Source organism: Amycolatopsis sp. NPDC054798 (assembly GCF_053611505.1).
Genome location: NZ_JBSHAM010000019.1, coordinates 98,522 through 123,837 on the forward strand (window position 1 = coordinate 98,522; position 25,316 = coordinate 123,837).

22 protein-coding genes are annotated in these 25,316 nt (G+C 70.1%); 7 read left to right on the forward strand and 15 right to left on the reverse strand.

The genetic code is table 11. From position 1 onward, the window contains the following. The first annotated feature begins 85 nt into the window (after positions 1-85). Positions 86-511, forward strand: a complete 426-nt coding sequence (locus tag ACWGIC_RS14925; RefSeq protein ID WP_452076473.1) for an Ohr family peroxiredoxin — start codon at positions 86-88, stop codon at positions 509-511. A gap of 214 nt (positions 512-725) precedes the next feature. Here the strand turns inward: ACWGIC_RS14925 and ACWGIC_RS14930 are convergent, their stop codons facing one another. After that, the gene (locus ACWGIC_RS14930) at positions 726-1,658 is read right to left on the reverse strand and encodes a LysR family transcriptional regulator (protein WP_452076474.1); all 933 of its coding nucleotides are present in this window, start codon (positions 1,656-1,658) and stop codon (positions 726-728) included. Between the two features lie 81 nt (positions 1,659-1,739). On the opposite strand from ACWGIC_RS14930, the gene ACWGIC_RS14935 reads away from it, so the two are divergent. Together ACWGIC_RS14935 and ACWGIC_RS14940 are read left to right on the forward strand one after the other, a co-directional pair. Further along, a complete protein-coding gene (locus tag ACWGIC_RS14935; RefSeq protein WP_452076475.1) occupies positions 1,740-2,933 on the forward strand; it encodes an MFS transporter in 1,194 nt (397 codons plus the stop codon). Positions 2,934-2,954: 21 nt separating this feature from the next. After that, positions 2,955-3,377, forward strand: a complete 423-nt coding sequence (locus ACWGIC_RS14940; RefSeq protein ID WP_452076476.1) for a PPOX class F420-dependent oxidoreductase — start codon at positions 2,955-2,957, stop codon at positions 3,375-3,377. Positions 3,378-3,380: 3 nt separating this feature from the next. Here ACWGIC_RS14940 and ACWGIC_RS14945 read toward each other — a convergent pair whose 3' ends face one another. The 9 genes from ACWGIC_RS14945 to hpnC form a co-directional block, all read right to left on the reverse strand. Continuing rightward, positions 3,381-5,180 carry a phenylalanine--tRNA ligase subunit beta-related protein gene (locus tag ACWGIC_RS14945; RefSeq protein WP_452076477.1) on the reverse strand — a complete coding sequence of 600 codons (1,800 nt, stop codon included), beginning with the start codon at positions 5,178-5,180 and terminating at the stop codon, positions 3,381-3,383. Between the two features lie 14 nt (positions 5,181-5,194). Further along, on the reverse strand, positions 5,195-6,220 hold the full coding sequence (locus tag ACWGIC_RS14950; protein ID WP_452076478.1) for a phenylalanine--tRNA ligase subunit alpha: 1,026 nt from the start codon (positions 6,218-6,220) through the stop codon (positions 5,195-5,197). Between the two features lie 289 nt (positions 6,221-6,509). Further along, entirely contained in the window at positions 6,510-7,511 is a 1,002-nt protein-coding gene (hpnH, locus tag ACWGIC_RS14955) for an adenosyl-hopene transferase HpnH (RefSeq protein WP_370938363.1), read from the reverse strand. A gap of 3 nt (positions 7,512-7,514) precedes the next feature. Continuing rightward, positions 7,515-8,984 (reverse strand): 4-hydroxy-3-methylbut-2-enyl diphosphate reductase, encoded by a 1,470-nt coding sequence (gene ispH, locus ACWGIC_RS14960; protein WP_452076479.1) that lies wholly within the window; start codon positions 8,982-8,984, stop codon positions 7,515-7,517. Beyond that, positions 8,981-10,885 (reverse strand): squalene--hopene cyclase, encoded by a 1,905-nt coding sequence (shc, locus tag ACWGIC_RS14965; RefSeq protein ID WP_452076480.1) that lies wholly within the window; start codon positions 10,883-10,885, stop codon positions 8,981-8,983. The genes ispH and shc overlap by 4 nt, the downstream gene beginning before the upstream one ends. Beyond that, complete coding sequence (locus ACWGIC_RS14970; RefSeq protein ID WP_452076481.1) at positions 10,885-11,925, reverse strand: polyprenyl synthetase family protein; 1,041 nt, start codon at positions 11,923-11,925, stop codon at positions 10,885-10,887. Before ACWGIC_RS14970 ends, shc begins: the two co-directional genes overlap by 1 nt. Then, complete coding sequence (gene hpnE / locus ACWGIC_RS14975) at positions 11,922-13,259, reverse strand: hydroxysqualene dehydroxylase HpnE (protein WP_452076482.1); 1,338 nt, start codon at positions 13,257-13,259, stop codon at positions 11,922-11,924. Before hpnE ends, ACWGIC_RS14970 begins: the two co-directional genes overlap by 4 nt. After that, positions 13,256-14,116 (reverse strand): presqualene diphosphate synthase HpnD, encoded by an 861-nt coding sequence (hpnD, locus tag ACWGIC_RS14980; protein WP_452076483.1) that lies wholly within the window; start codon positions 14,114-14,116, stop codon positions 13,256-13,258. Before hpnD ends, hpnE begins: the two co-directional genes overlap by 4 nt. After that, the gene (gene hpnC / locus ACWGIC_RS14985) at positions 14,113-14,979 is read right to left on the reverse strand and encodes a squalene synthase HpnC (protein WP_452076484.1); all 867 of its coding nucleotides are present in this window, start codon (positions 14,977-14,979) and stop codon (positions 14,113-14,115) included. The genes hpnD and hpnC overlap by 4 nt, the downstream gene beginning before the upstream one ends. 152 nt (positions 14,980-15,131) lie before the next feature. Between hpnC and ACWGIC_RS14990 the strand changes: the two genes are divergently transcribed. Beyond that, positions 15,132-16,328, forward strand: coding sequence for a PucR family transcriptional regulator (locus ACWGIC_RS14990; RefSeq protein WP_452076485.1), 1,197 nt, complete (start codon positions 15,132-15,134; stop codon positions 16,326-16,328). Positions 16,329-16,449: 121 nt separating this feature from the next. Here ACWGIC_RS14990 and ACWGIC_RS14995 read toward each other — a convergent pair whose 3' ends face one another. Together ACWGIC_RS14995 and ACWGIC_RS15000 are read right to left on the reverse strand one after the other, a co-directional pair. Continuing rightward, positions 16,450-17,199: an SDR family NAD(P)-dependent oxidoreductase gene (locus ACWGIC_RS14995; protein ID WP_452076486.1), complete on the reverse strand. Its 750-nt coding sequence runs from the start codon at positions 17,197-17,199 to the stop codon at positions 16,450-16,452. Continuing rightward, positions 17,199-17,864, reverse strand: coding sequence for a VC0807 family protein (locus tag ACWGIC_RS15000; RefSeq protein WP_452076487.1), 666 nt, complete (start codon positions 17,862-17,864; stop codon positions 17,199-17,201). The genes ACWGIC_RS14995 and ACWGIC_RS15000 overlap by 1 nt, the downstream gene beginning before the upstream one ends. A 98-nt stretch (positions 17,865-17,962) precedes the next feature. On the opposite strand from ACWGIC_RS15000, the gene ACWGIC_RS15005 reads away from it, so the two are divergent. Together ACWGIC_RS15005 and ACWGIC_RS15010 are read left to right on the forward strand one after the other, a co-directional pair. Continuing rightward, positions 17,963-18,946, forward strand: a complete 984-nt coding sequence (locus ACWGIC_RS15005) for a DMT family transporter (protein ID WP_452076488.1) — start codon at positions 17,963-17,965, stop codon at positions 18,944-18,946. Positions 18,947-18,971: 25 nt separating this feature from the next. Then, entirely contained in the window at positions 18,972-21,635 is a 2,664-nt protein-coding gene (locus ACWGIC_RS15010; RefSeq protein WP_452076489.1) for an MGDG synthase family glycosyltransferase, read from the forward strand. Here ACWGIC_RS15010 and ACWGIC_RS15015 read toward each other — a convergent pair whose 3' ends face one another. The 3 genes from ACWGIC_RS15015 to ACWGIC_RS15025 form a co-directional block, all read right to left on the reverse strand. Beyond that, on the reverse strand, positions 21,636-22,367 hold the full coding sequence (locus ACWGIC_RS15015; RefSeq protein WP_452076490.1) for a DUF427 domain-containing protein: 732 nt from the start codon (positions 22,365-22,367) through the stop codon (positions 21,636-21,638). Beyond that, entirely contained in the window at positions 22,364-22,861 is a 498-nt protein-coding gene (gene msrA, locus ACWGIC_RS15020) for a peptide-methionine (S)-S-oxide reductase MsrA (RefSeq protein WP_452076494.1), read from the reverse strand. The genes ACWGIC_RS15015 and msrA overlap by 4 nt, the downstream gene beginning before the upstream one ends. Before the next feature lie 88 nt (positions 22,862-22,949). Next, positions 22,950-23,855, reverse strand: a complete 906-nt coding sequence (locus ACWGIC_RS15025) for a LysR family transcriptional regulator (RefSeq protein ID WP_452076491.1) — start codon at positions 23,853-23,855, stop codon at positions 22,950-22,952. A gap of 107 nt (positions 23,856-23,962) precedes the next feature. Here ACWGIC_RS15025 and ACWGIC_RS15030 point away from each other — a divergent pair, with 107 nt between their 5' ends. Continuing rightward, on the forward strand, positions 23,963-25,186 hold the full coding sequence (locus ACWGIC_RS15030; protein WP_452076492.1) for an MFS transporter: 1,224 nt from the start codon (positions 23,963-23,965) through the stop codon (positions 25,184-25,186). Positions 25,187-25,316: the final 130 nt, after the last annotated feature.

Sequence of the window (25,316 nt, forward strand, 5' to 3'; positions counted from 1 at the left end):
GGTGTTCCGCGAAGTTCTCGGCGCACTGGCGGCGCTCACCGGCACCGTCCTCAGCGGCTTCTGAAATTCTTGGGAAAGGAAAATCATGTCTGAAACCACTTACACCGCCGTCGTCACCACCACCGGCGAGGGCCGCAACGGCGGGCGCGCGGTTTCGTCCGACGGTGCGCTCGACCTGAAATTCGCCATCCCGAAGGAACTGGGCGGCAACGGCGGTGCGACCAACCCGGAACAGCTGCTCGCGGCCGGCTGGTCGTCGTGTTTCATGGGCGCGGTCCGGATCGCCGCCGCGCAGCGGAAGGTGAAGCTGGCCGACCTGGCGGTCGTCGCGGATGTGACGCTGCATCACGGCGATGCGAACTTCTGGCTCAGTGCCGCTCTGCACCTGGAGCTTTCCAGCGTCGACCAGGAGACTGCCGACGCGCTGGCCGCCGCGGCGCATCAGACCTGCCCGTATTCGAAGGCGCTCGGGGGCAGCATCGAGGTCACGGTGGACGCGACGGTGGCCTGATCAGGGCGGTCGGTCGAGGGTGCGGGCGGCACCCTCGACCCGGTGGCTGGGCGCGGCGGGGGCGGTTCGCGGGAGACGGCTGTTCGGTTCGCGTGCGTCTCGGTAGCGCGGGTGCGGCGGTGTCCCAGGTGCGGTGGTGCTGTGGCGGGGCTTGCTGGGCCGGTTCGCGTCCGACTTCAACAGCGGCTCCGAGGGTGCGGGTTGCGCCCCCGAATCACCCCCGCGCTGCCGGAGCCTGCCGAGCCAGCTCGCGCGCCACCTCCACCGCGACCTCGACAGTCCGCGCCGCGAGCGGGGACTGGGCGCCGCGGCCGGGCGGCCAGTGCAGGTAGACCGCGCGCGTGGGAGTGGGGTCGAGGTCGTGCACCTGCAGGTCCGGCCACCCCTCCGGGCCGTGGATCGCGCCGCAGTCGCGGCAGACGACCTGATGGATCGCCAGCCACGGCAGCACGGCGAGGCCCATTCCGGCGCGCACCATCGACAGGATCGTTTCGCTGCCCGCGGACCGGAACACGATGCGTGGCCGGGCACCAGCGTCCGCGAGGGATTTTTCCAGTCTGGGCTGGTCGCAGGTCGCCGGCCAGGCCACCATCGGCTTGCCGTCCAGTTTCCGCGCGGACACCGGGCCCGCCGGCAGGTCTCCGGGAGGCGCGACCACCAGATAGGGGTCTTCCAGCAGCAGGACGTGGTCCGTTTCGTCGCTGATCAGCCCGTCGTAGAACAACAGGTCCAGGTCGCCGAGCCGAGGCTCGTCCGCTTCCGAGAGCCGGATTTCGCAGCGGGGATGCTCCTCCCGCAGCAGGCGCAGCACGGTCGGCAGGATGGCGTGGGAAACGCTTTGCCGGGTGCCGACGTCGATCCGGCCGTCGCCGGCCTTGAACCGGTCGACCGCCTGGCCCAGCGCGTCGGCTTTCGCCAGCACCTCCCGGCCGTGTTCGAGCACCACGGCGCCGAGGGGCGTGATCCGCACCGGCCGCGGGCCGCCCGGCCGGTCGAACACCGCGCCGCCGAGGGCTCGTTCCAGCGCGGCGATGTGCTGGCTCACGCTCGACTGGGTGTAGCCGAGCCGGTTCGCCGCCCGGGAGAACGTTCCCTCCTCGGCGATCGCGAGCATCGTCGTCAGCTGTCGCAGATCGAGGTCGGCCATGGCTATGTATAGCAGATAGCGATGGATATGATCGTAAACAATCGCTTTTATTAATCTCTCGGCGCTTCTAGCGTCGAAGCCATGACAGTCGCAACGATCACCGCCGAGAGAACTCCGGCCAGCAGGTTGCCGTCTCTCGCGTGGGCGCTGGGGGCGTGCCACCTCGTCGCGCGAGCCGGTTCGTTCGTACAGCCGATGCTGGTGCTGTATCTGACGCAGCACCAGCGGATGACCCCGACGGCAGCGGGTGCCGTGGTGGCAGCTGTGGGCATCGGCGACTTCGGGTCGCAACTGCTCGGGGGCTGGCTGGGGGACCGGATCGGGCGGCGGAAGACGATGCTCCTCGGGTTTCTCGGGACGGCGATCGCCTTGGCTGCCTTGGGATCTGCCAGTGCGACGCCGGTCATCTGGGGCACGGCGGCCGGTTACGGTCTCGCTGCGGGGCTCTTCCGCCCGGCGGGATCGGCGGCGGTGGCGGACCTTCCGGCGGAACAGCGAGTGCGGGCGTACAGCCTTCTTTACTGGGCGGCGAATCTCGGATATGCCGTCGCCGCAACGGTTGCCGGGGTGCTGGCGAGTCGCGGCTACGGCTTGCTGTTCTGGTTGAACGCAGTCGCCATGCTGGCCGCGGCCCTGATCGTGGTGACTGCGGTGCCGGAGACCCGTTCGGCCGTGAGCCGCACTCGGCGTGCGCTGCTGCCAGCCTTGCTCGCCGACCGGCTGATGATCACCATGACCCTGATTCACGTGGGCTGCTTTACGTTGCTCATGCAGGCGTTCGCGACCTTGCCGTTGCTGATGACGGCTCAGCGGCTCAGCTCCGCCACCTACGGCGCTGTGCTTGCTCTCAACGGGCTCGCCATCGTCGTCCTGCAACCGGTGGCCGTCGCTGTGCTGGCGCATCGCAACCGCGCGACGGTGCTTGCCGCTTCGATGTTGCTGGCGGGGCTGGGCGGCGGTCTGGCCGCCGTTACGCAGAGCACTGCTGGCTATGCCGTCGCGGTCCTCATTCTCAGTCTCGGGCAGATCGGGCTGGCGGTTCAGTTCGGCGCTACGTTCGCTGCCCTCGCGCCGACCGATCTGCGCAGCGGGTACATGGGCGTCGCTTCGAGCGCGTGGAGCCTCGGCGCGGTCCTGGGCCCGATGATCGGCACGGCGTTGCTGGAGCAGGCCGGACGGATGTGGCTGGGTGTCGTGGCACTGGCCGCCGGACTCCTGCTTTTCCTGGCACAGCAAGCAGTTTCCGGATCCCTTCGTGACCGCACCCAGCGTTGATCAACCGAAAGGAACGCACCGATGACCACCATGACCGACAGCGAATGGCGAGCCTTCCTCGCCGAGGGAACCCGACTGGCCCACCTGGCCCTCTCCCGCGCCGACGGACGCCCGCACGTCACTCCGATCTGTTTCGTCCTCGACGGCGACGAACTCGCCTTCGCCCTGTCTCCGGGGAGCGTCAAAGGCAAAAGCCTGGCGCGGGACGGACGCGTCGCGGTCTGCGTCAGCGACGAGCGGCAGCCGTACAGCTTCGTGACCATTGAAGGACAAGCGCGAATCTCAGCCGAGCCGGACGAGGTCAAGCGTGTCGCGGCGGGGATCGCGGGCCGGTACTACCCCGATCAGTCCGCTGCGGACCTCGCCGAATCGTTTGTCCACGGCGGATTCACCGCGGTGCGGATCAGCATCGCGCACGTCATCGCCCAATCCGGCCTCGGCTGAGTTTCAGCGCAACCGCGCCCCGGCCCGCTCGAGTGCAGCCAGCACCTTCGAGCGGGCCGCGGCGATTTCGCCCGCGGTCAGCGTCGCGGAACGCGGGCGAAGGGTGACCCGCAAGGTGAGCGACCGGTGATCCGCCGGAATTCGCGAACCCCGGTACTCGCCGACGTAGGCCACCCGCTGCACCAGGGCGTGCGCCTGTGTCGCGGTGTCGGCGACCAGCGACCACGGCACGGTGTCGGCGGCGAGGACGGACAGGTCGAAGTCCGACTCCGGCAGATCGCCGACCGGGACGTAGCGGTTCTCCCGCGACGGGTGCGTGCGCAGTGCGTCGAGGTCCAGTTCGACGCATGCGATCGCGCCCCGGCCGATGCCCGCCGCCCGGAGCACAGCTGGCCGGACCAGCGCGATCGTGCCGACAGGGCGGCCGTCCGCGTGACATGCCAATCGTGCTGATTGGTCAGTCCAGGCCAGGTCGGGTGCCCCGGACAGGTCCAGCGAGGTGAGATGGCAGTGCCGGCGGATCAGCTCGGCCAGCCCTTTGGCCCGGCGGAACAGGTCGGTTCCGTCTGGTCCGGCGAGCAAGATTCCGGCAGAGGTCCGCTCGGCCGGGGCGAAGACAGCGCCGACTTCGCAGAGACTGAACTCGTCGTAGTAGCGCAGGTTGGCGGCTGCGGCTTCGAGCAGGTTCGGGACCAGTGCGGGGCGCAGCCGGCTGCGGTCCGGGGCTGGGGGATGGTCGATCGTCAGCTTGGCGTCCAGTCCGCACGCGGTGAGCAGGTGATCGGCGGACCACGGGTACGTCAAGACTTCCGTCGCTCCGCCGCGGGCGGTCAGCACCTCCCGGACCTGACGGCTCAACGGCGGCCGGTTCGGGCGCGGGGCGAGTTCCACGACGGGCCGTCGCGCGGGCAGTGCGTCGAAGCCGTGGATCCGCGCCAGCTCCTCGACGATGTCCACCGGCAGCGAGAGATCGCCGGTCGAGCGCCACGACGGAGCGACGACCCGCAGCAGCTCGCCGGTGATCTCGGTGGTGCAGCCGAGGGCGCGGAGGATGCGGAGGATCTCGTCCGGGGGCAGCCGGACGCCGATCCGCTGTTCGATCTCTGTCAGGCTTACCTCGATTTCGGCTCGCCGAGTGGCGGAGAGGACGATGTCTTCCTCTCCGAGCGCCACAGCTGACGGGTCGGTCTCGGTCAGGAGGTGGAGGAACAGGTCGGCGGCTTGGTCGGCGCGCTGAGTGTCGAGTCCTTTCTCTTGGCGTACGGAAGCTTCGGTCCGAGCACCGCGGCGGGCTTGGCTCGGGACCAGCGTCGGTATCTCCAACACGATGGAGTCGCCGGACGCGCGGACGTCGCTCGGCTGTCCGATTGCGTACATCACGTAGGAACTCAGGTCGGCGCACAGATTCTGGCTCGGTTCGCCGATTCTGCGGAGCCGGTCGCGGACGAAATCCGGAGCTGGGACGGAACTGTCTACTGTGCACTGAAGTGCCAGGATTCGCTGGTGCCAGGAAGGATCTGCCGCGCGGACGAGGCCGGTGGTGCGCGGCGGCCGAGGGATGCGGGGGAGTGAGGCCAGTGATAGTCCATAGAGGACAGACAGCTCGCGTGCGATTCCGTAGTGTCCCCACAGGTCGGGGCGGTTGGTGAGCGATTTGTTGTCGATCTCGAAGACGACGTCGCCGTCGACAGTGTCGTAGCCCTCGACCTCGACGGTTTTCAAGGTCAGGTCGTGCGCTAACCGGTCCGGCGGACAGTCGGGCAGCGGCACGTAGTCGGTGAGCCATTCCCGGGAAATCTTCACGACGGCAAGGCCTTTCAGGAGAACTGAGAGAGGAAGCGCAGGTCGGCGCTGTGCATAGACCGGACGTCGCCGATGCCGTAGCGCATCATCGCGAGCCGGTCCAGTCCGACGTTGAGATAGCAGCCGGACCACCGCGCCGGGTCGAGTCCGGCGGCGCGCAGCACGTGCGGATGCGGGCTGCCGCCGGGCATGACCTCGAGCCAGCCGGTCCGCCCGCAGGTGCGGCAGCCGCGCCCGGCGCACACCTGGCAGATCATGTCGATCTCGAAACCTGGCTCTACGAAAGGGAAATACCCGGCGCGCATCCGTGTCCGCACCGGTTCGCCGAACACTGTGCCGAGAATGGTGTCGACCAGGAACCGGGCGGTGGCGAGCGGGACGGTCTCGTCCACTGCCAGCACCTCGTACTGGAAGAACGCCCGCTCGTGCCGGGCGTCGGTGCTTTCGTTGCGGTAGACCCGGCCCGGGTAGGCGATCCGGACCGGCGGTTCGTGCGTGCTCAGGTACCGGACGCTCGCGCCGGTCAGATGCGGGCGCAGGCACCGGCCGTCGGTCAGCCAGTAGGTGTCCATGCTCTCGCGCGCCGGGTGGTCGGCGGGGAAGTTCAGCCGGTCGAATTCCGCCTCGCCCGAACTGATTTCCGGACCCTCGACGATCTCGAAGTTGAGTGCGCGGAAGGCGTCGTCGAGGTCGTATCTCAGCTGGGTGACCGGATGCAGTCCGGCGGTCGGCGGTGCGATGCCGGGGACGGTGGGGTCGAGCGGATGGTCCAGTGCCGGTTCGGCGGCCAGTTTCTCCTCGATGAGGGAAGCAATGCGTTGGTGCGCCTGGGAAAGCGCGCGACCCAGCTGTTTCCGGGAGGACGGGTCGCAGCGGCCGAGTTCGCGGCGTACGGCGGCGAGCGGACTGGACTTGCCGAGCACGGAACGGCGCACGTCGGCGACGGCGGCTGCGGTGCTGGCCTTCGCGAGGTCGGCGAGTGCGGCCTCGGTCAGCGCGGCGATCCGGCGCAGCGTCGAGGCTGGTTCAAGGGTGTCCACGGGAGGGGTTCCTCACTTCGGGTCGTGAAGTACTGGACTTCACCCCCGGGCAGTGAGGGGAGACGCGAGGCGTCAGCGGGCGGAACCCGGCGCGCACGCGCAGCCCCCGGGCACTGCCCGGGGGCGAAGAAATCGCTGCGCACGCATACGGCCATCATGGCACGTCCGCCGCGCGCACGGCAAACGCCGTGCGGGGCCCTGAGGGAATCAGGGGCGGCGAAGGTTCCCCTCACGACAGCAAAGTGAGGGGAACCCAGACTCCCTCAGGGTTCCCCTCACGGACAGCGGGTCAGTGTCCGACGGCGGCCCGGACGGATTCCTTGAGCGAGCCGAGCGTCGCGATCACCGCGGTGGGTTCGTAGCCGCAGTGCGCCATGCAGTTGGCGCAGCGCGGGTCCTTGCCGCGGCCGAAGTTCTCCCATTCGGTGGTTTCGATGAGTTCCCGGTACGTCTTCGCGTAGCCGTCGTCCAGCAGGTAGCACGGACGCTGCCAGCCGAGCAGCGAATAGGACGGGATGCCCCACGGCGTGCATTCCAGGTCGCGTTTGCCCTCGAGGAAATCGAGGAACACCGGCGAATGGTTGAGCCGCCAGCGTTTCCGGTTGCCGCCGCCGAAGGCCTTGGCGAACAGTTCCCGGGTCTGCTGCACGCCGAGCCAGTGGTCCTGGTCCGGCGCCTTCTCGTACGCGTACCCCGGCGAGATCTGCATGTTGTCGACGCCGAGGTCGTTGAGGTAGTCGAGGACGTCGATGACGTCCTGCGGGGTGTCCCCGGTGAAGAACGTCGTGTTCGTCATCACCCGGAAGCCCTTTTCCTTGGCGAGCTTGATCGCGTCGACCGCCGCCTGGAACCCGCCCTCCTTGCGCACCGAAGCGTCGTGCCGTTCTTCGAGCCCGTCGATGTGCACCATCCACGCGAAATTGCGGTGCGGCTTGAATTTGTGGATGTGCTTGGGCAGCAGAAGCGCGTTGGTGCACAGGAAAATGATCTTGTTGCGGTCGAGCAGCTGGCGGGTGATCTCGTCGATCTGCGGGTGCATCAGCGGTTCGCCGCCCGCGATCGACACCATCGGCGCGCCGCTCTCCTCGATCGCCCCGACCGCCTGCTCCACCGGCATCCGCTGTTTCAGCAGGGTGTGCGGCTGCGCGATCTTGCCGCAGCCGCCGCATTTGAGATTGCACGCGAACAGCGGTTCCAGCTCGACCAGGAGCGGGAATTTCTCCTTGCGCAGCAGCTTCTGCTTCATCAGATAACCGCCAAGTCGAAGAGACTGGCGCAACGGCATGGCCATCGCTCAGAGCACCTCCCGAGGTAGGGTGAACGTCATTTCTTCCTTCGTCAGCGTGTTCTCCGCGACGCTGACCGGCCCCAATCCGCGCAGGGCCTCGACCGTTTCGTCGACAAGGCGCGGCGGCGCCGACGCCCCCGCGGTGAGCCCGATCCGCCGGGCCCCGGCGAGCCGGCGCAGGTCGACGTCGCCGCAGCTGTCCACCAGCACCGCCGGGGTTCCCTCGCGTTCGGACACTTCCACCAGCCGGCGCGAGTTGGACGAATTCCCGGATCCCACCACCAGCACCAGATCCACGTCGCGGGCGATCGCCCGCAGCGCCTGCTGCCGATTGGTGGTGGCGTAACAGATGTCGTCCTTGCGCGGCGCGGAAAGCCCAGGGAATCGTTCGCGCAGCACGGACGCGATTTCCTCGGCCTCGTCGAGCGCCAGCGTGGTCTGCATGGTGTAGGCGGTCCGCGACGGGTCTCGTGCGGTGACCGTCCGAGCGGCCGCCACATCGCCGACGACCACCACGTTCTCGGGTGCCTCGCCGACGGTGCCTTCGACTTCCTCGTGCTCGGCGTGTCCAATGAGGAACACGGTCTCGCCGCGACCGGTGTAACGGCGGACTTCGTTGTGCACCTTGGTGACCAACGGACACGTCGCGTCCACTACGGACAGTCCGCGATCAGCCGCCGCGCGCCGGACAGCCGGGGAAACGCCGTGTGCGGCGAACACCAGCGTCGCGCCTTCCGGAACTTCCTCCACCTCGTCAACGAACACCGCGCCGAGACCCTGCAACCGGTGCACGACATGGGTGTTGTGCACGATCTGGCGTCGGACGTACACCGGTGGCCCGTGCTTCTCCAGCGCCCGCTCGACGATCTCGATCGCCCGCTCCACTCCGGCGCAGAACGAGCGCGGGCTCGCCAGCAGCACCGTGCGAGGTCCTGCCGCTTCGGCCCACTCGGTGAGCGCGGGAGCGGCCCGACGAAGACTTCGCAGTCCAGCGAGTCCATTCGAGACCGTCGAAGGGTGAAGCAGCGGTTCGCCGACGGTGTCCACAATGGCCCGAACCACAGCGAACGGCTCACCGCTAGCAGCAAGCCACGCGGACTCCATGTCGACAGCGAGCGCACCAGTCGCCGCCAGCGACGCCCGTTCGCGCTCCCGAACCACGCGCGAACTGCCGACGACCGGTCCGACGTGGACAGTGAGCCCAAGCCGTCGCAAGGCACCGGCCAGCAACGGGGCAGAGGGCACCGTTACAACACCGGAAGGACCGCGTACCTCGGTGGCGACTACCACGTCCCCCGGCCGTACCTCCGGGGTGAGACCGCCGCCGACCCCCGCCACGATCCGCGGCCCGGACGGAAGCCGGGCCGCAGCGGCGGCGGCCCGGCGAGGTCCGAGTCCGGTGTGGACTGTCCGCGGGCCGGGCCCGCGCAGCGCGGCCTGTTCGATCCGCAACGGGGTGCAGACGATCGGTGTCATGACCCGCCCCGGACATAACGGCCGAGCGCGGACAGCGGGAACACCACGCGGTACAGGTGGTACGAAAGGTAGAAGTCGCCCGGGAACCCGGTTCCGGTGTGCTTGTCCTCGTCCCAGCCGCCGTCCGGCCGCTGTCGTTCGCACAGCCACTCGACGCCCCGGCTGACCACTTCGGACTCCCGCTCCCCGGCGGCGAGCAGTGCCAGCAAGGCCCACGCGGTCTGCGACGGCGTCGAATCACCGCGCCCGGCCCACGCCCGGTCCTGGTACGACCGCAGGTCCTCGCCCCATCCGCCGTCCTCGTTCTGGTGCTCGGCCAGCCATTGCACCGCGCGCCGGATCCGCGGATCCGACCCGGGGATCCCGGCGGCCGCCAGCGCGGGCACCACGGCACCCGTGCCGTACACGTAATTCGCGCCCCAGCGGCCGAACCACGACCCGTCGTCCTCCTGGCTGTCCAGCAGCCAGCGCACCCCGCGACGACATTCGCGCGTATCGGATTTCCCTTCCGCCGCCAGCATTTCGACCACGTGCGCCGTCACGTCGGCGGACGGCGGATCGATCACCGCGCCGAAATCGCAGAACGGCAGCCTGGTGGTCAGCACCTGCGTGTTGTCCGCGTCGAACGCGCCCCATCCGCCGTCGCTGGACTGCATTCCCTCCAGCCACGCCACACTCCGGTCGACCGCCTCGCGGATCCGCAGGTGATCCGGTTTGCCCATCCGCCGCAGCGCGAGCACCACCTCGGCGGTGTCGTCGGTGTCCGGGTAGCCGTCGTTGGCGAATTCGAACGCGAATCCGCCCGGCTTCAGCGAAGGCCGCCGCACGGCCCAGTCGCCCGGCACCCGGATTTCCTCGCCGAGCATCCACTCGGCGGCGCGCACCAGGGTTTCGTCGCCGGGGGAGACACCCGCGTCGAGCAGCGCGGTCATCGCCAGCGCGGTGTCCCACACCGGAGATTGGCACGCTTCGAGCCGGCGCACCCAGCCCTGGTCGGTTTTCTCGCGGATGGTGAACCCGTCCAGCCCGGCGATCCCGGCCTTGAGCGCGGGATGGTCGAGCGGGTAGCCGAGCAGGTGCAGCGCGAGGATCGAGTACACCCACGGCGGCTGGATCCCGCCCCACGAACCGTCTGCCTCCTGCCGCGCCAGAATCCACTCCGCGGCCTGCTTCATCGCGAGCTTCCGCACTGGGTTGAGCGGCAGTTTGGCGTAGGCGTGCAGTGCGGTGTCGAGGTTCTGGAACACGCCGTCCCACGTCCACGGCGCGCGGGTTTTCGGCGGGCGCTTGCCGGTGCGCAGTTCGTCCACAGTGAACGGCAGCTTCCGCACCGGCCGCAGGGTGCCGACGATGGTCAGCGGCACGATGGTCTGCCGGGCCCAGCAGGCGAAATCGTAGACGTTGAGCGGGAACCACGACGGCAGGAAGATCAGCTCGGGCGGCAGGCTCGGCAGATCGTCCCACGACCACTGGCCGACCATCGCGAGCCAGATCCGGGTGAACACCCGGGTCGCCTCGATCCCGCCGTGCTCGCGGATGTACTCCGCGGCCGAGGCCAGCCACGGCGCGTCCGCCGGGTCGCCGGCCAGCCGGAGCGCGACCCACGCCTCGACCGTGGTGGACAGGTCGGCCGGGCCGTCCGGGAAGTTGGCCCAGGTGCCGTCGGCGCGCTGCTGCGAACGGATCCAGCGCGCGGACTCCTCGGCGATCTGCGGGGTGAGGACGCCGAGGAAGTGCCGCAGCAGCAAGTCTTCGGCGTCCATGGTGACGTTGGTGGCGAGTTCGCCCTTCCACCATCCGGCGCGGTCCTGTTCGCGACGCAGGAACTCCACGGCGGCGGAGACGGTGTCGGCGGCTGTGCGGGCGGCGGGCGCGGAGGCCCGGGGGACGGTCTGGGTCATCACGCTTCCCTTCCGGCGATGAAACGGGCGATCGAAACAAGATCCGCGCGCGGGCCGGGCGGGACGACGGCCAGCGCTTGCTCCGCGGCGGCGACGTGCCGCGCGGCTTCGGCGGTGGCCCATGCGCGGCCGCCCGCGTCGTCCACCAGCGCGGCGATCCGCGCGAGGTCGGTGTCGTCGTCCCCGGCGAGCCATTCGGCGAGCCTGCGGCCCGCCGCGCCGCCGCGGGTGGTCGCGTAGGTGATCGGCAGCGACTTCTTGCGCGCCCGCAGGTCGGAGTACACCGATTTCCCGGTGACCGCAGGGTCGCCCCAGATCCCGAGCACGTCGTCGACGAGCTGGAACGCCAGCCCGATCTCCTCGCCGAAGACGGCGAGCGCGTCGGCCACCTCGGCGGGCGCGCCGGCCAGCACCGCCCCGATCGCGGCGCTGGCGGACAGCAGCGCGCCGGTTTTCCCGGCGGCCATCGTCACGCATTCGGCGAGCGTGACGTCGTCCCGCTGCTCGAACCCGACGTCCAGGAACTGGCCGTGGATGAGCCGCCGCGTGGTCTCGGTGAGCAGCCGCCCCGCCGCGACCGCGTGCGGGGAACCGCTGTCCAGCACCACTTCCTGGGCGAGCGCGAGCATCGCGTCCCCGGTCAGGATCGCGCTCGCGGACCCCCACAGTGCCCACACGGTCGGCCGGTGCCTGCGCTCGGTGTCGCCGTCCATCAGATCGTCGTGGACGAGCGAGAAGTTGTGCACCAGTTCCACCGCGACCGCGCCGGGCACGCCCGCTTCCACCGGCGCGCCCGCGGCCTGCGCGGACACCACGGCGAGCGCCGAGCGCACGGCCTTGCCGCCGTTGCCTTGCACCGGCACGCCGTTCGGGTCGGTCCAGCCGAGGTGGTAGGCGCTGATCGCGCGGCTGGTCTCGTCCAGCCGCTCGACGGCGGCGCGCAACGCTGGCTGCACGACGTCGCGGGCGCTGCCGAGCACCGGCGGCACCGCTGAGCGGACAGGTGTCGTCTTCGCGGCAGAAAATACGTCGGCGGTCATGCTCCGACTCCCTCCCTCTTACCGTTGTGCTGAAGAAGGGCGGCGGCCGCGGCTGCGCCACTGCGCGCGGCGCCCTCCATCGTCGCGGGCCATCCGGTCGCGGTCCACGCGCCCGCCAAGTACAGCCCGGGCAGGGCGGTGCGCGCGGGCGGGCGCAGCGAGGCGGTGCCGGGACCGGGCCGGAACGTCGCGTGCCGCTCGCGGGTGACGAAAAAGTCGAGCACCTGCGCGCCGCGCGCCTCGGGCAGCAGCGTCAGCAGTTCGGGCAGCAGCTGCTCGCGCAGTTTCGCGGTGGGCAGGTCGATCTGCGCGTCCGCGGCGGACAGCGACATCGCGAGGTACTGCCCGGAGTCCAAACCGGACTGCCGGGTTCGGTCGAACACCCATTGCACCGGGGTGCGCACGCCCGCGACGAACGGTTCGTCGATCACTTTCCGGTCGAGCACCACGTGCACGTTCACGATCGGCGCGCTGCCGAGCCCGCCGGACCAGCCCGGCGGCAGCCCGATCGCCCCGGCGGGCGCGAGCTGTTCGGTCACCGGCGGGGGAGTGGCGAGAACGACCTGGCCGAACGTTTCCTCGCCGCGGTCGGTGCTCACCTGCCAGCCTTCGCTGATCGCGCGCACCTTCGTGCCGAGCCGGACGTCCGCCCCGGCTTCGAGAAGCCGTTCCTGGGCGGGATCGCCGTGCAGTTCCCGCAACGGAACCAGCGACCAGCCGATGTCGGCGGCGGCCGGATCGGTGAGCAGCCCCTCCTGGAACACCGTCGCGGCGAGACTCAGCGACGCGTCGTCGGCGGTCGCGTTCAGCGTCGCCACCCCGACCAGATCCCACAGCGCTTCGATCGCCGACGCGCTCTGGCCGTGCCGCCGCAGCCATTCCCCGAAGGACTGGCGATCCGTGCGGTCCGCCTTCGGATCCACCCGGCGCAATGCGAGCGCGGCGAGCGCGAACCGGGCCCGGTCGAGCGGGCGCAGCGGGTCGTACCGCAACAGCGAGCCGGCCAGGTGCAGCGGCGCGGGCAGATCGTCGCGCCGCAGCCAGGTCGGCCCGGGCGAACCCGGCAGGCGGATCGGGATTTCCAGCCGTGGCTGGAGAATCACCCGATCGGCGACACCGAGCCGGTCGAGCAGCGCGCGATAAGCGGTGCAGCAGCGGAGGAACACGTGCTGTCCATTGTCGACCCGAAGCTCGCCGCGGGTGAACGAATGGGTGAGCCCGCCGAGATGCGGCCGCGCCTCGAACAGCGTCACCGGCCGTCCGGCGTCGGCGCAGGCGAGCGCGGCGGCGATGCCCGCGAGCCCGCCGCCGACCACCGCGACCGAGGCGGTCATCGGCCGATCCCGGTCAGCGCCCGGAACGCCACCACCGCCTTTTCCCGGCCGGACAACGAAAGCCGCCGGTCGAACACGCGCGCGGGCTGTTCGTCGATCCGGTCCAGCAGGGTGCGGTAGATGCCGGACATCGCGGTGCAGCACGCGGCGCTGCGACCGTCCAAAGAGGGCACCAGGCGGAGACCGCGGGAGTACCAGTCGCGAGCGCGCGCGGCGCTGTCGTGGATCAGCGCGGTGAGCCCGCCGCCGGGGTCGGCCAGCTTCCCGTCCGCGCCGACGGACAGCTCGACGCCGAACCGGTCGAGGTCCTCTTTGGGGAGATACACCCGTCCGTTGAGCAGGTCCTCGCGGATGTCGCGCAGGATGTTGGTCTGCTGCAGGGCAATCCCCAGCTCGTCGGCGTACACCGGCGCGTTCGGCTCCGGACGGCTGCCGAACACGCCGAGGCACAGCCGCCCGACCGAACCCGCCACGCACCGGCAGTACTCGACCAGTTCCTCGAACCGCACGTACTCGCGGCCGGTCACGTCCATCTCGACGCCGTCGAGCAATTCCTCGAACGCGCCGAGCGGAATCGGGTACCGGCGCGCCGCGTCGGCGACCGCGACGTACACCGGATCGGCGGTCGCGGACAGGTCGCCGAGGGATTTCCGCACCCCGGCGAGCCCTTGCAGCTTCGCCTCGGCCGACGCTTCGGTGTCGTCGCCGATGTCGTCGATGATCCGGGCCAGCGAGTACACCGCGCACAGTGCCGAGCGTTTGTCGGGCGGCAGCAACCGGATTCCGTAGTAGAAGTTGCGCGCCTGTTCTTTGGTGACCCTCGCGCAGTGCGCGTAAGCCTCGTCCACTGTCGTCATCCGGACCGCCTCCTCGTGCCGACTTGCAGCCACCCCAGCCAACTCAGCAGTCCGGCCCGGCTCGGCCGGACCGGTGCGGACAGCACGTCGCCGCCGCTCGCGCGCAACGCGTCGACCGTCGCGAGCCCGCCCGCGAGGAAGCCGCTCACCGCGAACCGCCCCCAGCCGGACAGCTGCCCGAGCAAATCCGCGCCGCCACCCAGGAGGGTGGCGGCGCGGCCGGTTTCCCACCGCATCAGCGCTTTCATCTCCGGCGACGCGTGCGCGGCGCCCAGCTCCTCCTCGGCCACGCCGAATTCGGCGAGATCCTCCTGCGGCAGGTACACCCGCCCGTTGCGGTAGTCCTCGCCGACGTCCTGCCAGTGCTCCACCAGCTGGAGCCCGGTGCAGATCCGGTCGGACAGCTCGGCGGCGGCCGGGTCGTCCACTCCGAGCAGGCCGAGCACGATGCGCCCGACCGGGTCGGCGGAAAGCCGGCAGTACGCCAGCAGGTCCGCGTAGACCGGATAGCGGTGCACGCGCTGGTCCTGGATGTTCGCCTGGACCAGCCGCTGGAAGGGTTCCTCGGTCAGCCGTCCGGCGCGGATCGCCGGGAGAAGTCCGCGGACAGCGGGATTTTTCGGTTCTTTTTCGCCGAACGCCGCGGACAGGTCCGCGGAGAACTCCTCGAGCAGCGCGACCCGGTCGCCCTCGGCCTCGTCGCCCAGATCGTCCACAGTGCGCGCGACGGAATAGACCGCGACCAGGTCGGCGCGCAGCTTTTCCGGCAGCACCCGCAGGGCCACCGGGAAGTTTTCCGCGCGCCGTTTCTCCCGCAGCCCGGATGTGTCCGGAGTGTTACGGATTGCCGAGGGTGATCTCATCCCCGCCAGTGTCGCGCCCCCGGACGGGCGGCTTCTGCCGCCGGAAAGCGAATTTCGGTGGCTTCGACTTGGCACGAGAGGCCAAAGTGGGGACAGGATGTCCCGAGGCGGCCCGAGGACCCGCTGCCTGCGACGGAAGGACCCCCGGACACATGGGACCAGATCAGGTGACCCGGCTTGACGAACTGGAAACGGTGGTGACCCGCCGGCTTCCCGCCATCCTCAACGAGGTCCGCGACCAGCTCGCGGACGAACATCCCGACTACGCGGAGTTCCTGACCGAAGAACTGGCCGACCTCGTCACCGCCAGCGCGGGGTTCGTCCGGCGGCTGATCGACATGGCGGCCGAACCCGACGAGCGGCTGCCGGAACTGGGGTCCGGCGTCGAGCAGACGGTGTTCGAGGAGATCGGGCGCGCGCAATTCCAGCAGGGCAGGCGGGTCACGAGTCTGCTGTCCGCCTATCGGGTGGGAGCGCGCGTGGCGTGGCGGCACGTTTCGGAAGCCGCGCTCGATCTCGACGTGCCCGCTGAACTGTTCGCCTCGCTCGCCACCACCGTGTTCGCTCTGGTGGACCAGCTTTCGGAATCTTCGCTGCGCGGTTACCTGCAGGAGCAGTCGGACGCGGTGCGCACGCGGGAACGCTTGCGCGACGAACTGACCGCGCTGCTGCTGTCCGACCGCGCGGACAAGGCGGCGGTGCGGGCCGCGGCGATGCGCGCGGACTGGCGGCTGCCGAAGCACGCCGCGGTCGTGCTGGTGGAGGACGAGAACGAACTGGGCCGGGAATTGGTGTTCCGCCTCGAAGACAGCTGCCTGCGGCTGCGCCGGCCCGGTGTCGTCGTGGCGATCGTGCCGGACCCGGGCGGTCCCGGCCGGCGCGCGTGGCTGGCTCGCGCGCTGCGCGGCGGCGGCGCGGTGGTCGGCGCGACGGTGCCGCTCGACCGGCTCCCGGCCAGCCTGCGCATCGCCGAGGTGACCGCGCGCTTGCGCCGCGACCACCTGCTCAGCGACGATCCGGTGTTCGCCGACGAACATCTCGACGCGATCATCGTGCACCGCGACGACCGCTTGCTCGACGTGCTGCGAAGACAAGCCCTCGCCCCGCTGGACGAGCTGAACGAATCCGCGCGGGAACGCTTGTCCACCACGCTCACGTCGTGGCTGCTGCATCTGGGGGACCGCAAGGCGGTCGCGGAGGATCTGCACATCCACCCGCAGACGGTGTCGTACCGGCTCGGCCGCCTGCACGACCTGTTCGGGCCGTCGCTGGACGACCCGGCCGTGCGCGCGACGCTGGTGCTGGCGCTGGCCTGGGGACCGCCCGGCGAAGCCGACGAAACCGCCTGATCGGGGAATTTCCCTGATGCGGCAGCACAGCGGACATGCTTGGGTCTCGTGAGTGGCAATGCCGGTTCTAACCGGCTTTGCCACTCACGAGGCACCCGGGGAGGAGGTTTGCGTGGACCCGTCAGCTTTCGGCGCCGAAGCGTGCCGCGAGCGCGCGGTACACGCCGGGCATCGTGCCGCGCAGCGCGACGGGGATCCGCAGCCAGCGCGGCACGTAGTAGTCGCCTGGATGCGCGGCGGCGCGCACCACGGCGGCGGCGACGCGTTCGGCTCTCACTGGCCGGGGCGTGCTGCGGGTGTAGGGACGGCCGCGGCGTTCGAAGAATTCTGTGCGCACCACGCCAGGAACTACGATTCCTACTGTTACTCCGGTGCCGTGCAACTCGAATCGAAGGCTGTCGGCGAAAGCGTCCACACCGGACTTAGCCGCGGCGTACACCGCTTCCCCGGCGACACCGGTACGCCCGGCGATCGAGGACACGAAAACGATCTGCCCGCGGTTTCGCTCCAGCATCGCGGGCAGCAGCGCGCGAGTCAGGTCGAGCGGTCCGGAGAGGTTCACCGCGACCAGCTGCCGCAGCCGTTCCCCGGACAGTTCCGGCAGGGGACCGGCCCAGCCGACGCCGGCGTTGTTGACGAGCAGATCCACCGATCCGGTGATAGCCAGCGAGCGTTCGGCAAGCTCCGCCGCGGCGCCGGGGTCCGCGAGGTCGGCGGTGAGCACGGTGCCGCCCGTTTCCCCGGCGAGGACGGCCAGCCGGTCCTCGTTCCGGCCGTGCAGCAGCACGTGGACGCCGGAGCGGGCGAGCTGCCGCGCGGTGGCGGCTCCGATGCCGGACGAGGCGCCGGTGACGAGTGCGGTGCGGGCCATCAGGCGGCGGGCAGCGCGGCCGGACTGTGGCCCATGCGCAGCGTGATGCCCGCCGAGCGCAGCGAACGCCGGAACCACCACAGCGAACCGACGATGGCCAGCCCGATCACCGAGTACGAGCCCGCGGTGCTCACCATGAGGAAGTTGCCGACCGTTTCCCGCGCGAGCATCAGCAGCGTCACGCCGCCGTTCACCGCGAACACCAGCCCCCACAGCACCGAGACGCGCTGGAAGAACCGGCGCATTCCGGGGTGCCCGGACAGCGTTTCCGGGAATGCGCAGAAATCGCCGGCCAGCCGCGCGAGCAGCGGTTTGTTGAACGGCGCGGAGACCAGGAACAGGCTGGCGACGAGGAAATTCTGTAGAGTCGGCTGGAGGAAGTACAGGAATGCGCTGCCGGTGGCCAGGCCGAGCACAGTGCGCGCGACCAGCAGGGCCGTGGTCAGCAGCAGCACCGCGGGGATCTTCTTGCGCAGCACGAGCCGGGTGCCGACCACGGCGACCGACCAGCACAGCGCGGCGATGACTCCGCTGTCGAAGCTCACCAGGGTCAGCAGGAGATAGAAGAGACCGGCCGGGACCAGCGTCGATTCGAGCAGGTGCCGGCTCCCGTCCACCACGAGACTGCGGAACGAGGGGAGGTCGATCGTATGGGGGTGTCGCATGCGGGTTCTGCTGCCTCCGGTGCCAACCGGGCGACTCGGCCTCGGACAAGGCTTGAGCATAAGCACGGCGGATGGGGACGGTGTGAGGTGAAGAGTCCGTGACAGTTACGGGGATGTCGCTGGTCGTGGCTGTCCCCGCCGCCGTGGCCGGCGCGGCGTGCATGGGACTCGCGAGCGCAGCGCAGGCCAGGGCGACCAAAGAAGTGGAAACCGGCAAGCCGCTCGACCTGACGCTCTTCAAGCGGCTCGTCGGACGCCCATTGTGGCTCATCGGGATCGCCGCGACCATCCTGGGTCTGGTGCTGCAGCTCGTGGCGCTCGCGTTCGGGCCGTTGCTGCTGGTCCAGCCGCTGCTCGTGACGTCGCTCATGTTCGCCGGGCTGGCGTCCGCGCGGCTGGAGCGCCGCCGCCCGGACCGCACGATGAGTCTCGGCGGATTGCTGTGCGTGGCCGGGCTCGCCGCGTTCCTGGTGGTCGCCCGGCCGAGCGGCAACAGCGAAACGCTCGTCAGCGGCGGCGACCTGCTGCCGCTCGGCATCGCGCTCGCCGCGCTCACCCTGGTCTCGCTTGTTGTTGCCGCGTCAACGAATTCCGGGTCCTGGCGGGTGCTCGGGCTGGCGGTCGCCACCGGCGTGCTCTACGGCCTCACCGCCGGGCTGATGAAGGTGGTCGCCGGGCAGTTCCGGATGGGGATCGGCGAACCGTTCCGGCACTGGACGCTGTATCTGGTGTGCGTGGTGGGGCCCTTGGGATTCCTGTTGAGCCAGAACACGTTCCAGCAGGGCCGGTTCCTGACGCCCGCGCTCGCCGTGATCACCGCGCTCGATCCGCTGGTCGGCGTCGCGATCGGGCTGTCGTGGATGGGGGAATCGGCCGACGGCAGGCCGCTCGCGCTGTTCGGCGAGGCGCTGGCCGGGCTGGTGATCGTGGTCGGGATCGCGCTGCTGTCCACGCGCGCGTCGCATTTGTCGGCGGAGTCGGAAATCCCGCCGGAACAAGAGGAAACCGCATCGGACGAGCCCGGGCAGCGGCCCGATTCGGACCCGGACGACGGGTACGGCCTCGCCGGGACCGCTTGCTAGCGAAGAGGGGGCAGCGTTGGAGCGCGTGCTGATCGTGTCCGCGAACATGGGGCAGGGGCACAACGCCACGGGACGCGCGCTCGAGGACGCGGTGCGGGATCGCTGGCCGGACGCGACAGTCGAATGGATCAACGCGCTCGAACGGCTCGGCCCCGGTTTCGAAGGGCTTTTCCAGCGGATTTACGTCGCCAATGTGGAAAGCGTCCCGTGGCTGTACGAGTTCTTTTACGGCGCGATCTGGCGGATTCCGTGGTTCGCCGCCGCGTCGCGGTGGTTCACGGCCTCCTGGTGCGGGCGGCGGCTCGCGAAACCGGTCGCCGAATTCGCGCCGGACCTGGTGCTCTCGACGTATCCGATGGGCACCGCGGGCCTGGCGTGGCTGCGGCGCAAGGGAAAACTCGGCGTGCCGATCGGTGCGTGGGTTTCCGACTTCGCGCCGCATCCGTTCTGGGTTTACGGCGCGGCCGATCTGACCATGGTGATGCACGACGTCGCGGTCGCGCCCGCGCTGCGCTCGTCGCCCTCGGCGCACGTCGGGGTGTCCGCGCCGCCGGTGCGCGCGGTGTTCCGGCCCGGCGACCAGACGGCGGCGCGGCAGGAACTGGGGCTGCCGCCGGACGCGTTCGTCCCGCTGGTTTCGTGCGGCTCGCTGGGTTTCGGCGAGATCGAGACCACGGTGCGGGAGCTGCTGGCGGCGGACCCGTCGGTCGTGCCGATCGCGATCTGCGGACGCAACGACGCGGCGGCCGCCTCGCTGCGGGCGCTGGACGAACCGCGGCTGCGCGTGGTCGGCTGGACGGACCAGCCGGAGGCGTACACCCTCGCGGCGGACGTCGTGGTGACGAACGCGGGCGGGGCGACGTCCTTGGAGGCGCTGGCGTGCGGACGTCCGGTGCTGATGCATCGCCCGATCGCCGCGCACGGCAAGGCCAACGCCCAGTTGATGGCCGCGGCAGGGCTCGCCCTGGTGTCCACAAAGGACGGTGAGCTGGCGGAGACGGTGCGCGGCCTGCTGGCCGAACCGGAACGGCTCAAGGAGATGGCAGAAGCGGTCGCCCGGCACTGCGAGACGGCCACCCCGCTGACGACTGCCTTGGCATCGCTGGTTTCCGCGCCGTTGAACCCGCCGACGCAGCGGCTCCGGCCGGAGGACGCGCTGTTCGTGCACGTGGCCACTCCGGAGGTGCCGCAGCAGGTCGGTGCGGTGCTGCTGTTCGACCCCAAGGCGGACGGCACCCCGGTCACCCGCGCGGACGCGGAGCATCTGCTGGCGGCGACGCCCGGTTTGCGGACGCGGCTGCTGCCCGGCAGCGGGTTGTGGCGGGCACGGTGGCAGGAAGATCCGGGGCGGACGTCGGCGGAGGTGCTGACGTCGGTGCGGGTCGGCCCGGACGCGCCGTTGGACGCGGCTTTGACCCGGGAGATGGACGCGTTTTTCTCGGAGCCGGTGTCGCCGGAGCATCCGGTGCGGGCGCGGCTGGTGACCGGGATCGAGGGGGAGCAGGGGGCGTTGCTGATCGCGCTGCACCACGCGGCCAGCGACGGGATCGCGGTGATCAGTGCGCTGGTGGGGCAGGCGCGGGGAAAGGAGCCGCTGGAGCCGGTGGCGGTGCCTCGGCGGAAGGGCTGGGGGAGCCGCCCCAATGTGGCATTGGGTGCTTCTGACGCACCGAATGCCACATTGGGTGCTTCTGACGCACCCAATGTGGCATTGGGGCGCACCAGGGCTCACCCCGGGCGGAGTGCGGTGCGGGCGGGACTCGCCCGGCTGGCAGGCCCGGTCCGCGAGGTGCTCGCCCGGATGGCGGCCCCGGTGTGGCACAGGCTTGAAGGGCCAGCGGGATCGGCTGGCAGTTCTGGCGTCGCCGGATCCGCCCGCGCCAAGCCCGGCGCGGATCGCCGACCCCGGAGCCGCGCCACCGACCCCAGCCGGGCGAAATCCCAGTCCGGCGGCACAACCCGTGATCAAATCACCGACCTGGCCCGGGGCGTCTGGACCCTTGCCCGAGCCGGTGCCGCGCCCCGGGTCCACTGGGACAAGCGCATCGGCAGCCCCCAGCGGCATTTCGCGCGGGCCCATCTGTCCGCCCCCGAGGTCCGGAAGGCCGCGCGGCGGACGGGGGTGCCGACGACCAACCTCGTCCTCGCGCTCGTCGCCGAGGCCTTGCATCGTGAACTGGGTGTGAACGCACCGGATCGGCTCCGGGTGCTGATCCCGATGTCGGTCCGCGACACCGGAACCTTCCGCCAGCTCGGCAACCACACCGGCGCGGCGTCAGTAGACCTGCCGACCGGTGCGATGTCCCTCTCGGAACGGGTACGGGCGACCGACCGGATGCTGTCCGACCAGGTCGGCCACGGCGCGCCCCGTGCGGGCAACGCTGTCGTGCGCGTGCTCGGCGTGCTGCCTCCGGCGCTGCACCGCCGCGCGGCCAAGCTCGTCTACCGCGGCACGTGGTTCAGCGCCATCGCCTCGGTGCTTCCCGGCGCGCGGTCGCCGGTGGTGCTCAACGGTGCGCTCGTCCGCACGGTCTACCCGGTCTTGTCGCTGGCTCCCGGGGTCCCGGTCGCGGTCGGGATCATGACGTGGGCGGACCGGTTCACCGTCTGCGTCACCGTGCCCGCCGGGCAAGAGGATCGCGGGGACCGGCTGGCGGCCGCGGTCGCGGAGGCGTTCGGCCGGGTGTAGTCACCGCGAGAAATGCGTGCGCGGACGGGGAAGAAGTTCGCCGTCTACTTCGATGTCCACCATCTCATTGTAGAACGCCACCAGCCCGGCGATGGGCAGGACCGCCGCGGCCGGGTAGGCGTACGTCCAGGCGAGGTGCTCGTGGAGTACGTCGCCGACGCGGACGGACCAGTAGCCGGACGTCTCGCCCTTGTACGGGCAGGCGGTGACCATGCCGGGCTCGGCGACCAGGTGGGTGAAATCGACTTCGGTGCGGTTGCAGTAGTACCGGGTCGGGAGGCCGGTTTCGAACAGCAGCACCGGGGACGACGATTCCGCCAAGGTCACGCCGTCCAGCCGAACCCGGACGTGCCGGGTCGAGCGCAACGCGTCCACCCGCGTGTACGGGTTGCGCGGGTGGACGAAAACCTGTTCGTCCTCTTCGAACCAGGCGTCCAGTGCGTCCCAGGCGAACCGGACGTGCCCGGGCAGGACGGAGTCGTTTACCCAAGCGGCAGCAGGCTTTTCGGCCTCGCCGGCGCGCAGCGAGAAACGCCCGTCGTCCTCGGGGGCCAGTGCGCCGGGGAGAACGTCGTCGAACGGAAAATAGAACTGCGGATAGTACGGCCATTCCCAGACGTATTTAGCCCGCGTGCTGTCCACAACGGTCTGCCCGGCGAGCACACCACGCACTCGCCGGGGCACCGGTTCGACGTGTCCGGTTTGGACTGCCGCCGCTGGATAATCGGTCATCCGCGCTTGGGGAGTTTCCAGCCGGGGCGCGGGAAGTGGCAGGTGTAGCCATGCGGGTAGCGCTGGAGGTAGTCCTGGTGTTCGGGTTCGGCTTCCCAGAAGTCGCCGGCGGGGGTGACTTCGGTGACGACTTTGCCGGGCCAGAGGCCGGAGGCGTCGACGTCGGCGATGGTGTCTTCGGCGATGCGTTTTTGCTCGTCGGTGGTGTAGAAGATGGCGGAGCGATAGCTGGTGCCGATGTCGTTGCCTTGGCGGTTTTTGGTGCTGGGGTCGTGGACTTGGAAGAAGAATTCGAGGAGGGCGCGGAAGTCGGTCTGTTCGGGGTCGTAGGTGACTTCGATGGTTTCGGCGTGGGTGCCGTGGTTGCGGTAGGTGGCGTTGGGGGTGTCGCCGCCGCTGTAGCCGACGCGGGTGGCGGTGACGCCGGGCTGGTGGCGGAACAGCTCCTCCATGCCCCAGAAACACCCGCCGGCCAGGATCGCTTTTTCCGTCATTTCCTTCTCTCCCATCGCGGAATCCGTGTACAGGATGACGCTGGCGCACCGGTCGCTATTCCGCACGCCCAACCAGCCGAGGGCCCGGTCAGAACTCCGTAATATCTCCTTCCGCCGCGGCCGAAACGAACAGGTCCAGCAGCGTCCGCAGTGCCTGCGAAGGCGGCCGTTTGGCGGAGACCACGACGGTGAGCGGCCAGGTCAGCGACGTTTCGGCGAGGGGGATCGCCACGACGCCCGGGAGTCCCAGCCGGGCGGTGCCGGGCAGGACCGCGACACCGAGCCCGGCGGCGACGTAACGCGGCACTGTCCGCAGGTCGGCGACCTCGACGGCCACCCGGCGCGAAAGCCCGAGCGCAGCGAATTCGCGGTCGACCGCCAGCCGGTTCCCGAAGCCGCGCGGGCAGTCGACGAACAGTTCGCCGTCCAGGTCCGGCAGCTGGACCGCCTCGCGCTGGGCGAGCGGATGGCTTTCGGGCAGCACGGCGTAGTACGGCACGCTGGCCAGCTGCGTCGCGTCCAGGCCGCCCAGTTCCGACCGGGACAGACCGAGCAGCGCGACGTCGAGCCGGCCGTGGCGGACGTCGTCGGCGAGTCCGGACGAGCCGGTGAGCGACACCGTCAGATGCAGGTCGACCAGCGGGTGCCTGCGGTGGAACGCGCCGAGCAGCACCGGAAGATCGAACGCGTTCATGCTGGTCAGCGTGCCGATCCGGAGGCTCCCGCGCAGGCCGGCGGACGCTTGCTGGACCACCTCGCGGGCCCGCTCCACCGATTCCAGCGCCGCTTTCGCCTCGGGCAGGAAAAGCACGCCCGCGGCCGACAGCGCGACCCGGCGGGTGGACCGGTCGAACAGCGTCGCGCCGAGGTCGGTCTCCAGCGCGCGGATCGTCGCCGAGACCGTGGACTGGGTGGCGAACAGCCGCTGCGCCGCCCGCGTGAAGCTCAGCTCCTCGGCGACCGCCACGAAGAACTCCAGCTGCCTCGTCTCCATAGCCCGATTATCGCGTATTCCGATAACTCTGACCAAGACTTTTCGTTGGACTTGATGAGTGGGGAGGGGGATCGTTTCAGGCGTAGGTTCCCGCTCGGAAGGTCGACATGGTCACCACAGCTCCGCCCGCTTTCACCGCCCCGGCCGGATGGCGCGTCAGCCACGGCTGGGGGTTCCGGGTCATCGCGTTCGCGTTCGCCGCGAGCCTCGCGTTCTCCACCGTTCCCACCCCGCTGTACGCGCTTTACCAGCAGCGGGACGGATTTCCGACGTTCCTGGTCACCGTCGTCTTCGCTGCGTACGCGGTCGGCGTGATGGCCAGCCTCTACTTCGCCGGGCATGTCAGCGACTGGCTCGGCCGCCGCCGCGTGATCCTCGCTTCGACACTCGCCGAGGCGCTGTCCGCAGTTCTGTTCCTGCTCTGGCCCGAGGTCCCTGGCCTGCTGATCGCGCGCTTCGTGTGCGGCGTGGGAATCGGTGCTTTGACGGCCACCGCCACCGCGCATCTGTCGGAGCTGCGTGCGGTGGCTCGTCCGGATCAGGATCTCGGCCGCTCCGGCTTGATCGCCACCGTGGTGAACATGGGCGGCCTCGGGATCGGCCCGATCGTCGGCGGCGTTTTCGCGCAGTACATCGACGGCCCGCTGACCAGCACGTTCGTCGTGTTCCTGATCGTGCTGCTGGTCGCCGCGTTCGCGGTGTGCCTGGTGCCGGAGACGGTCGAACGGCGCGAGGAGCGTCCGGCGTACCGGCCGCAGCGGGTGTCGCTGCCCGCCGCGGCGCGCCCGGCGTTCGTCGGCGCGGCGATCGGGGTGTTCGCCGCGTTCGCGATCACCGGGCTGTTCATGTCGCTCGCGCCGACGCTGCTCGCCGAAGGGCTGCACCAGCACAACCGGATGCTCGCCGGAGTCACCGCGGGCTCGATGCTGGGCGCGGCCGCGGTGGCGCAGGTGGTCTTCGCGCCGATGGCGTCGCGAGCACAGCTGCGGCTGGGGTTCGTGCTGATGCCGGTCGGCTTGGCGGTGCTTTCGGTGGCCGCGTTGCTGCCTTCGCTGGCGTTGTTCTTTGCCGGGTCGGTGCTCGCGGGCAGCGGGATGGGGCTCGGGTTCCGGGCCGCTGTCGGGACAGTGGCGGCGCTGGCCGATCCGCTGTCCCGGGGCGAGGTGCTGGCGGGGATTTTCCTCGCGGCCTACGCCGGGCTGGTGGTGCCGGTGCTGCTGGTCGGCATGACGCTGCTGTGGGTGCCGAGCCCGCTCGCGCTGGTCGGGTTTTCCGCCGCGGAAATGGTGCTGCTGGGGTTCTCCGCGTGGCGGGTGCTGCGGACGGCGTGAGCGGCTTCGACGGCCCGGCTGCCGCGGCCCGGTCCCTGAGTCGCGGAAAGTCCGTGAAGGGCTCCTTGAGGGAATCAGATCCCCTCAAGGACCCCTTCACGGACAGCGGGCGGCCGCGTCAGGCGACCTC

Bases quoted from the DNA above. Each gene is read 5' to 3' on its own strand.
- ACWGIC_RS14995 (WP_452076486.1), bottom strand. From the start codon at position 17,199: ATGGCCCGCACCGCACTCGTCACCGGCGCCTCGTCCGGCATCGGAGCC.
- hpnE (WP_452076482.1), bottom strand. From the start codon at position 13,259: ATGACCGCCTCGGTCGCGGTGGTCGGCGGCGGGCTCGCGGGCATCGCC.
- ACWGIC_RS14970 (WP_452076481.1), bottom strand. From the start codon at position 11,925: ATGACCGCCGACGTATTTTCTGCCGCGAAGACGACACCTGTCCGCTCA.
- ACWGIC_RS14940 (WP_452076476.1), top strand. From the start codon at position 2,955: ATGACCACCATGACCGACAGCGAATGGCGAGCCTTCCTCGCCGAGGGA.
- ACWGIC_RS15000 (WP_452076487.1), bottom strand. From the start codon at position 17,864: ATGCGACACCCCCATACGATCGACCTCCCCTCGTTCCGCAGTCTCGTG.
- ACWGIC_RS14925 (WP_452076473.1), top strand. From the start codon at position 86: ATGTCTGAAACCACTTACACCGCCGTCGTCACCACCACCGGCGAGGGC.
- ACWGIC_RS15030 (WP_452076492.1), top strand. From the start codon at position 23,963: ATGGTCACCACAGCTCCGCCCGCTTTCACCGCCCCGGCCGGATGGCGC.
- hpnC (WP_452076484.1), bottom strand. From the start codon at position 14,979: ATGAGATCACCCTCGGCAATCCGTAACACTCCGGACACATCCGGGCTG.
- hpnH (WP_370938363.1), bottom strand. From the start codon at position 7,511: ATGGCCATGCCGTTGCGCCAGTCTCTTCGACTTGGCGGTTATCTGATG.
- msrA (WP_452076494.1), bottom strand. From the start codon at position 22,861: ATGACGGAAAAAGCGATCCTGGCCGGCGGGTGTTTCTGGGGCATGGAG.
- ACWGIC_RS14990 (WP_452076485.1), top strand. From the start codon at position 15,132: ATGGGACCAGATCAGGTGACCCGGCTTGACGAACTGGAAACGGTGGTG.
- ACWGIC_RS15025 (WP_452076491.1), bottom strand. From the start codon at position 23,855: ATGGAGACGAGGCAGCTGGAGTTCTTCGTGGCGGTCGCCGAGGAGCTG.
- ACWGIC_RS14935 (WP_452076475.1), top strand. From the start codon at position 1,740: ATGACAGTCGCAACGATCACCGCCGAGAGAACTCCGGCCAGCAGGTTG.
- shc (WP_452076480.1), bottom strand. From the start codon at position 10,885: ATGACCCAGACCGTCCCCCGGGCCTCCGCGCCCGCCGCCCGCACAGCC.
- ACWGIC_RS14930 (WP_452076474.1), bottom strand. From the start codon at position 1,658: ATGGCCGACCTCGATCTGCGACAGCTGACGACGATGCTCGCGATCGCC.
- hpnD (WP_452076483.1), bottom strand. From the start codon at position 14,116: ATGACGACAGTGGACGAGGCTTACGCGCACTGCGCGAGGGTCACCAAA.
- ispH (WP_452076479.1), bottom strand. From the start codon at position 8,984: ATGACACCGATCGTCTGCACCCCGTTGCGGATCGAACAGGCCGCGCTG.
- ACWGIC_RS15015 (WP_452076490.1), bottom strand. From the start codon at position 22,367: ATGACCGATTATCCAGCGGCGGCAGTCCAAACCGGACACGTCGAACCG.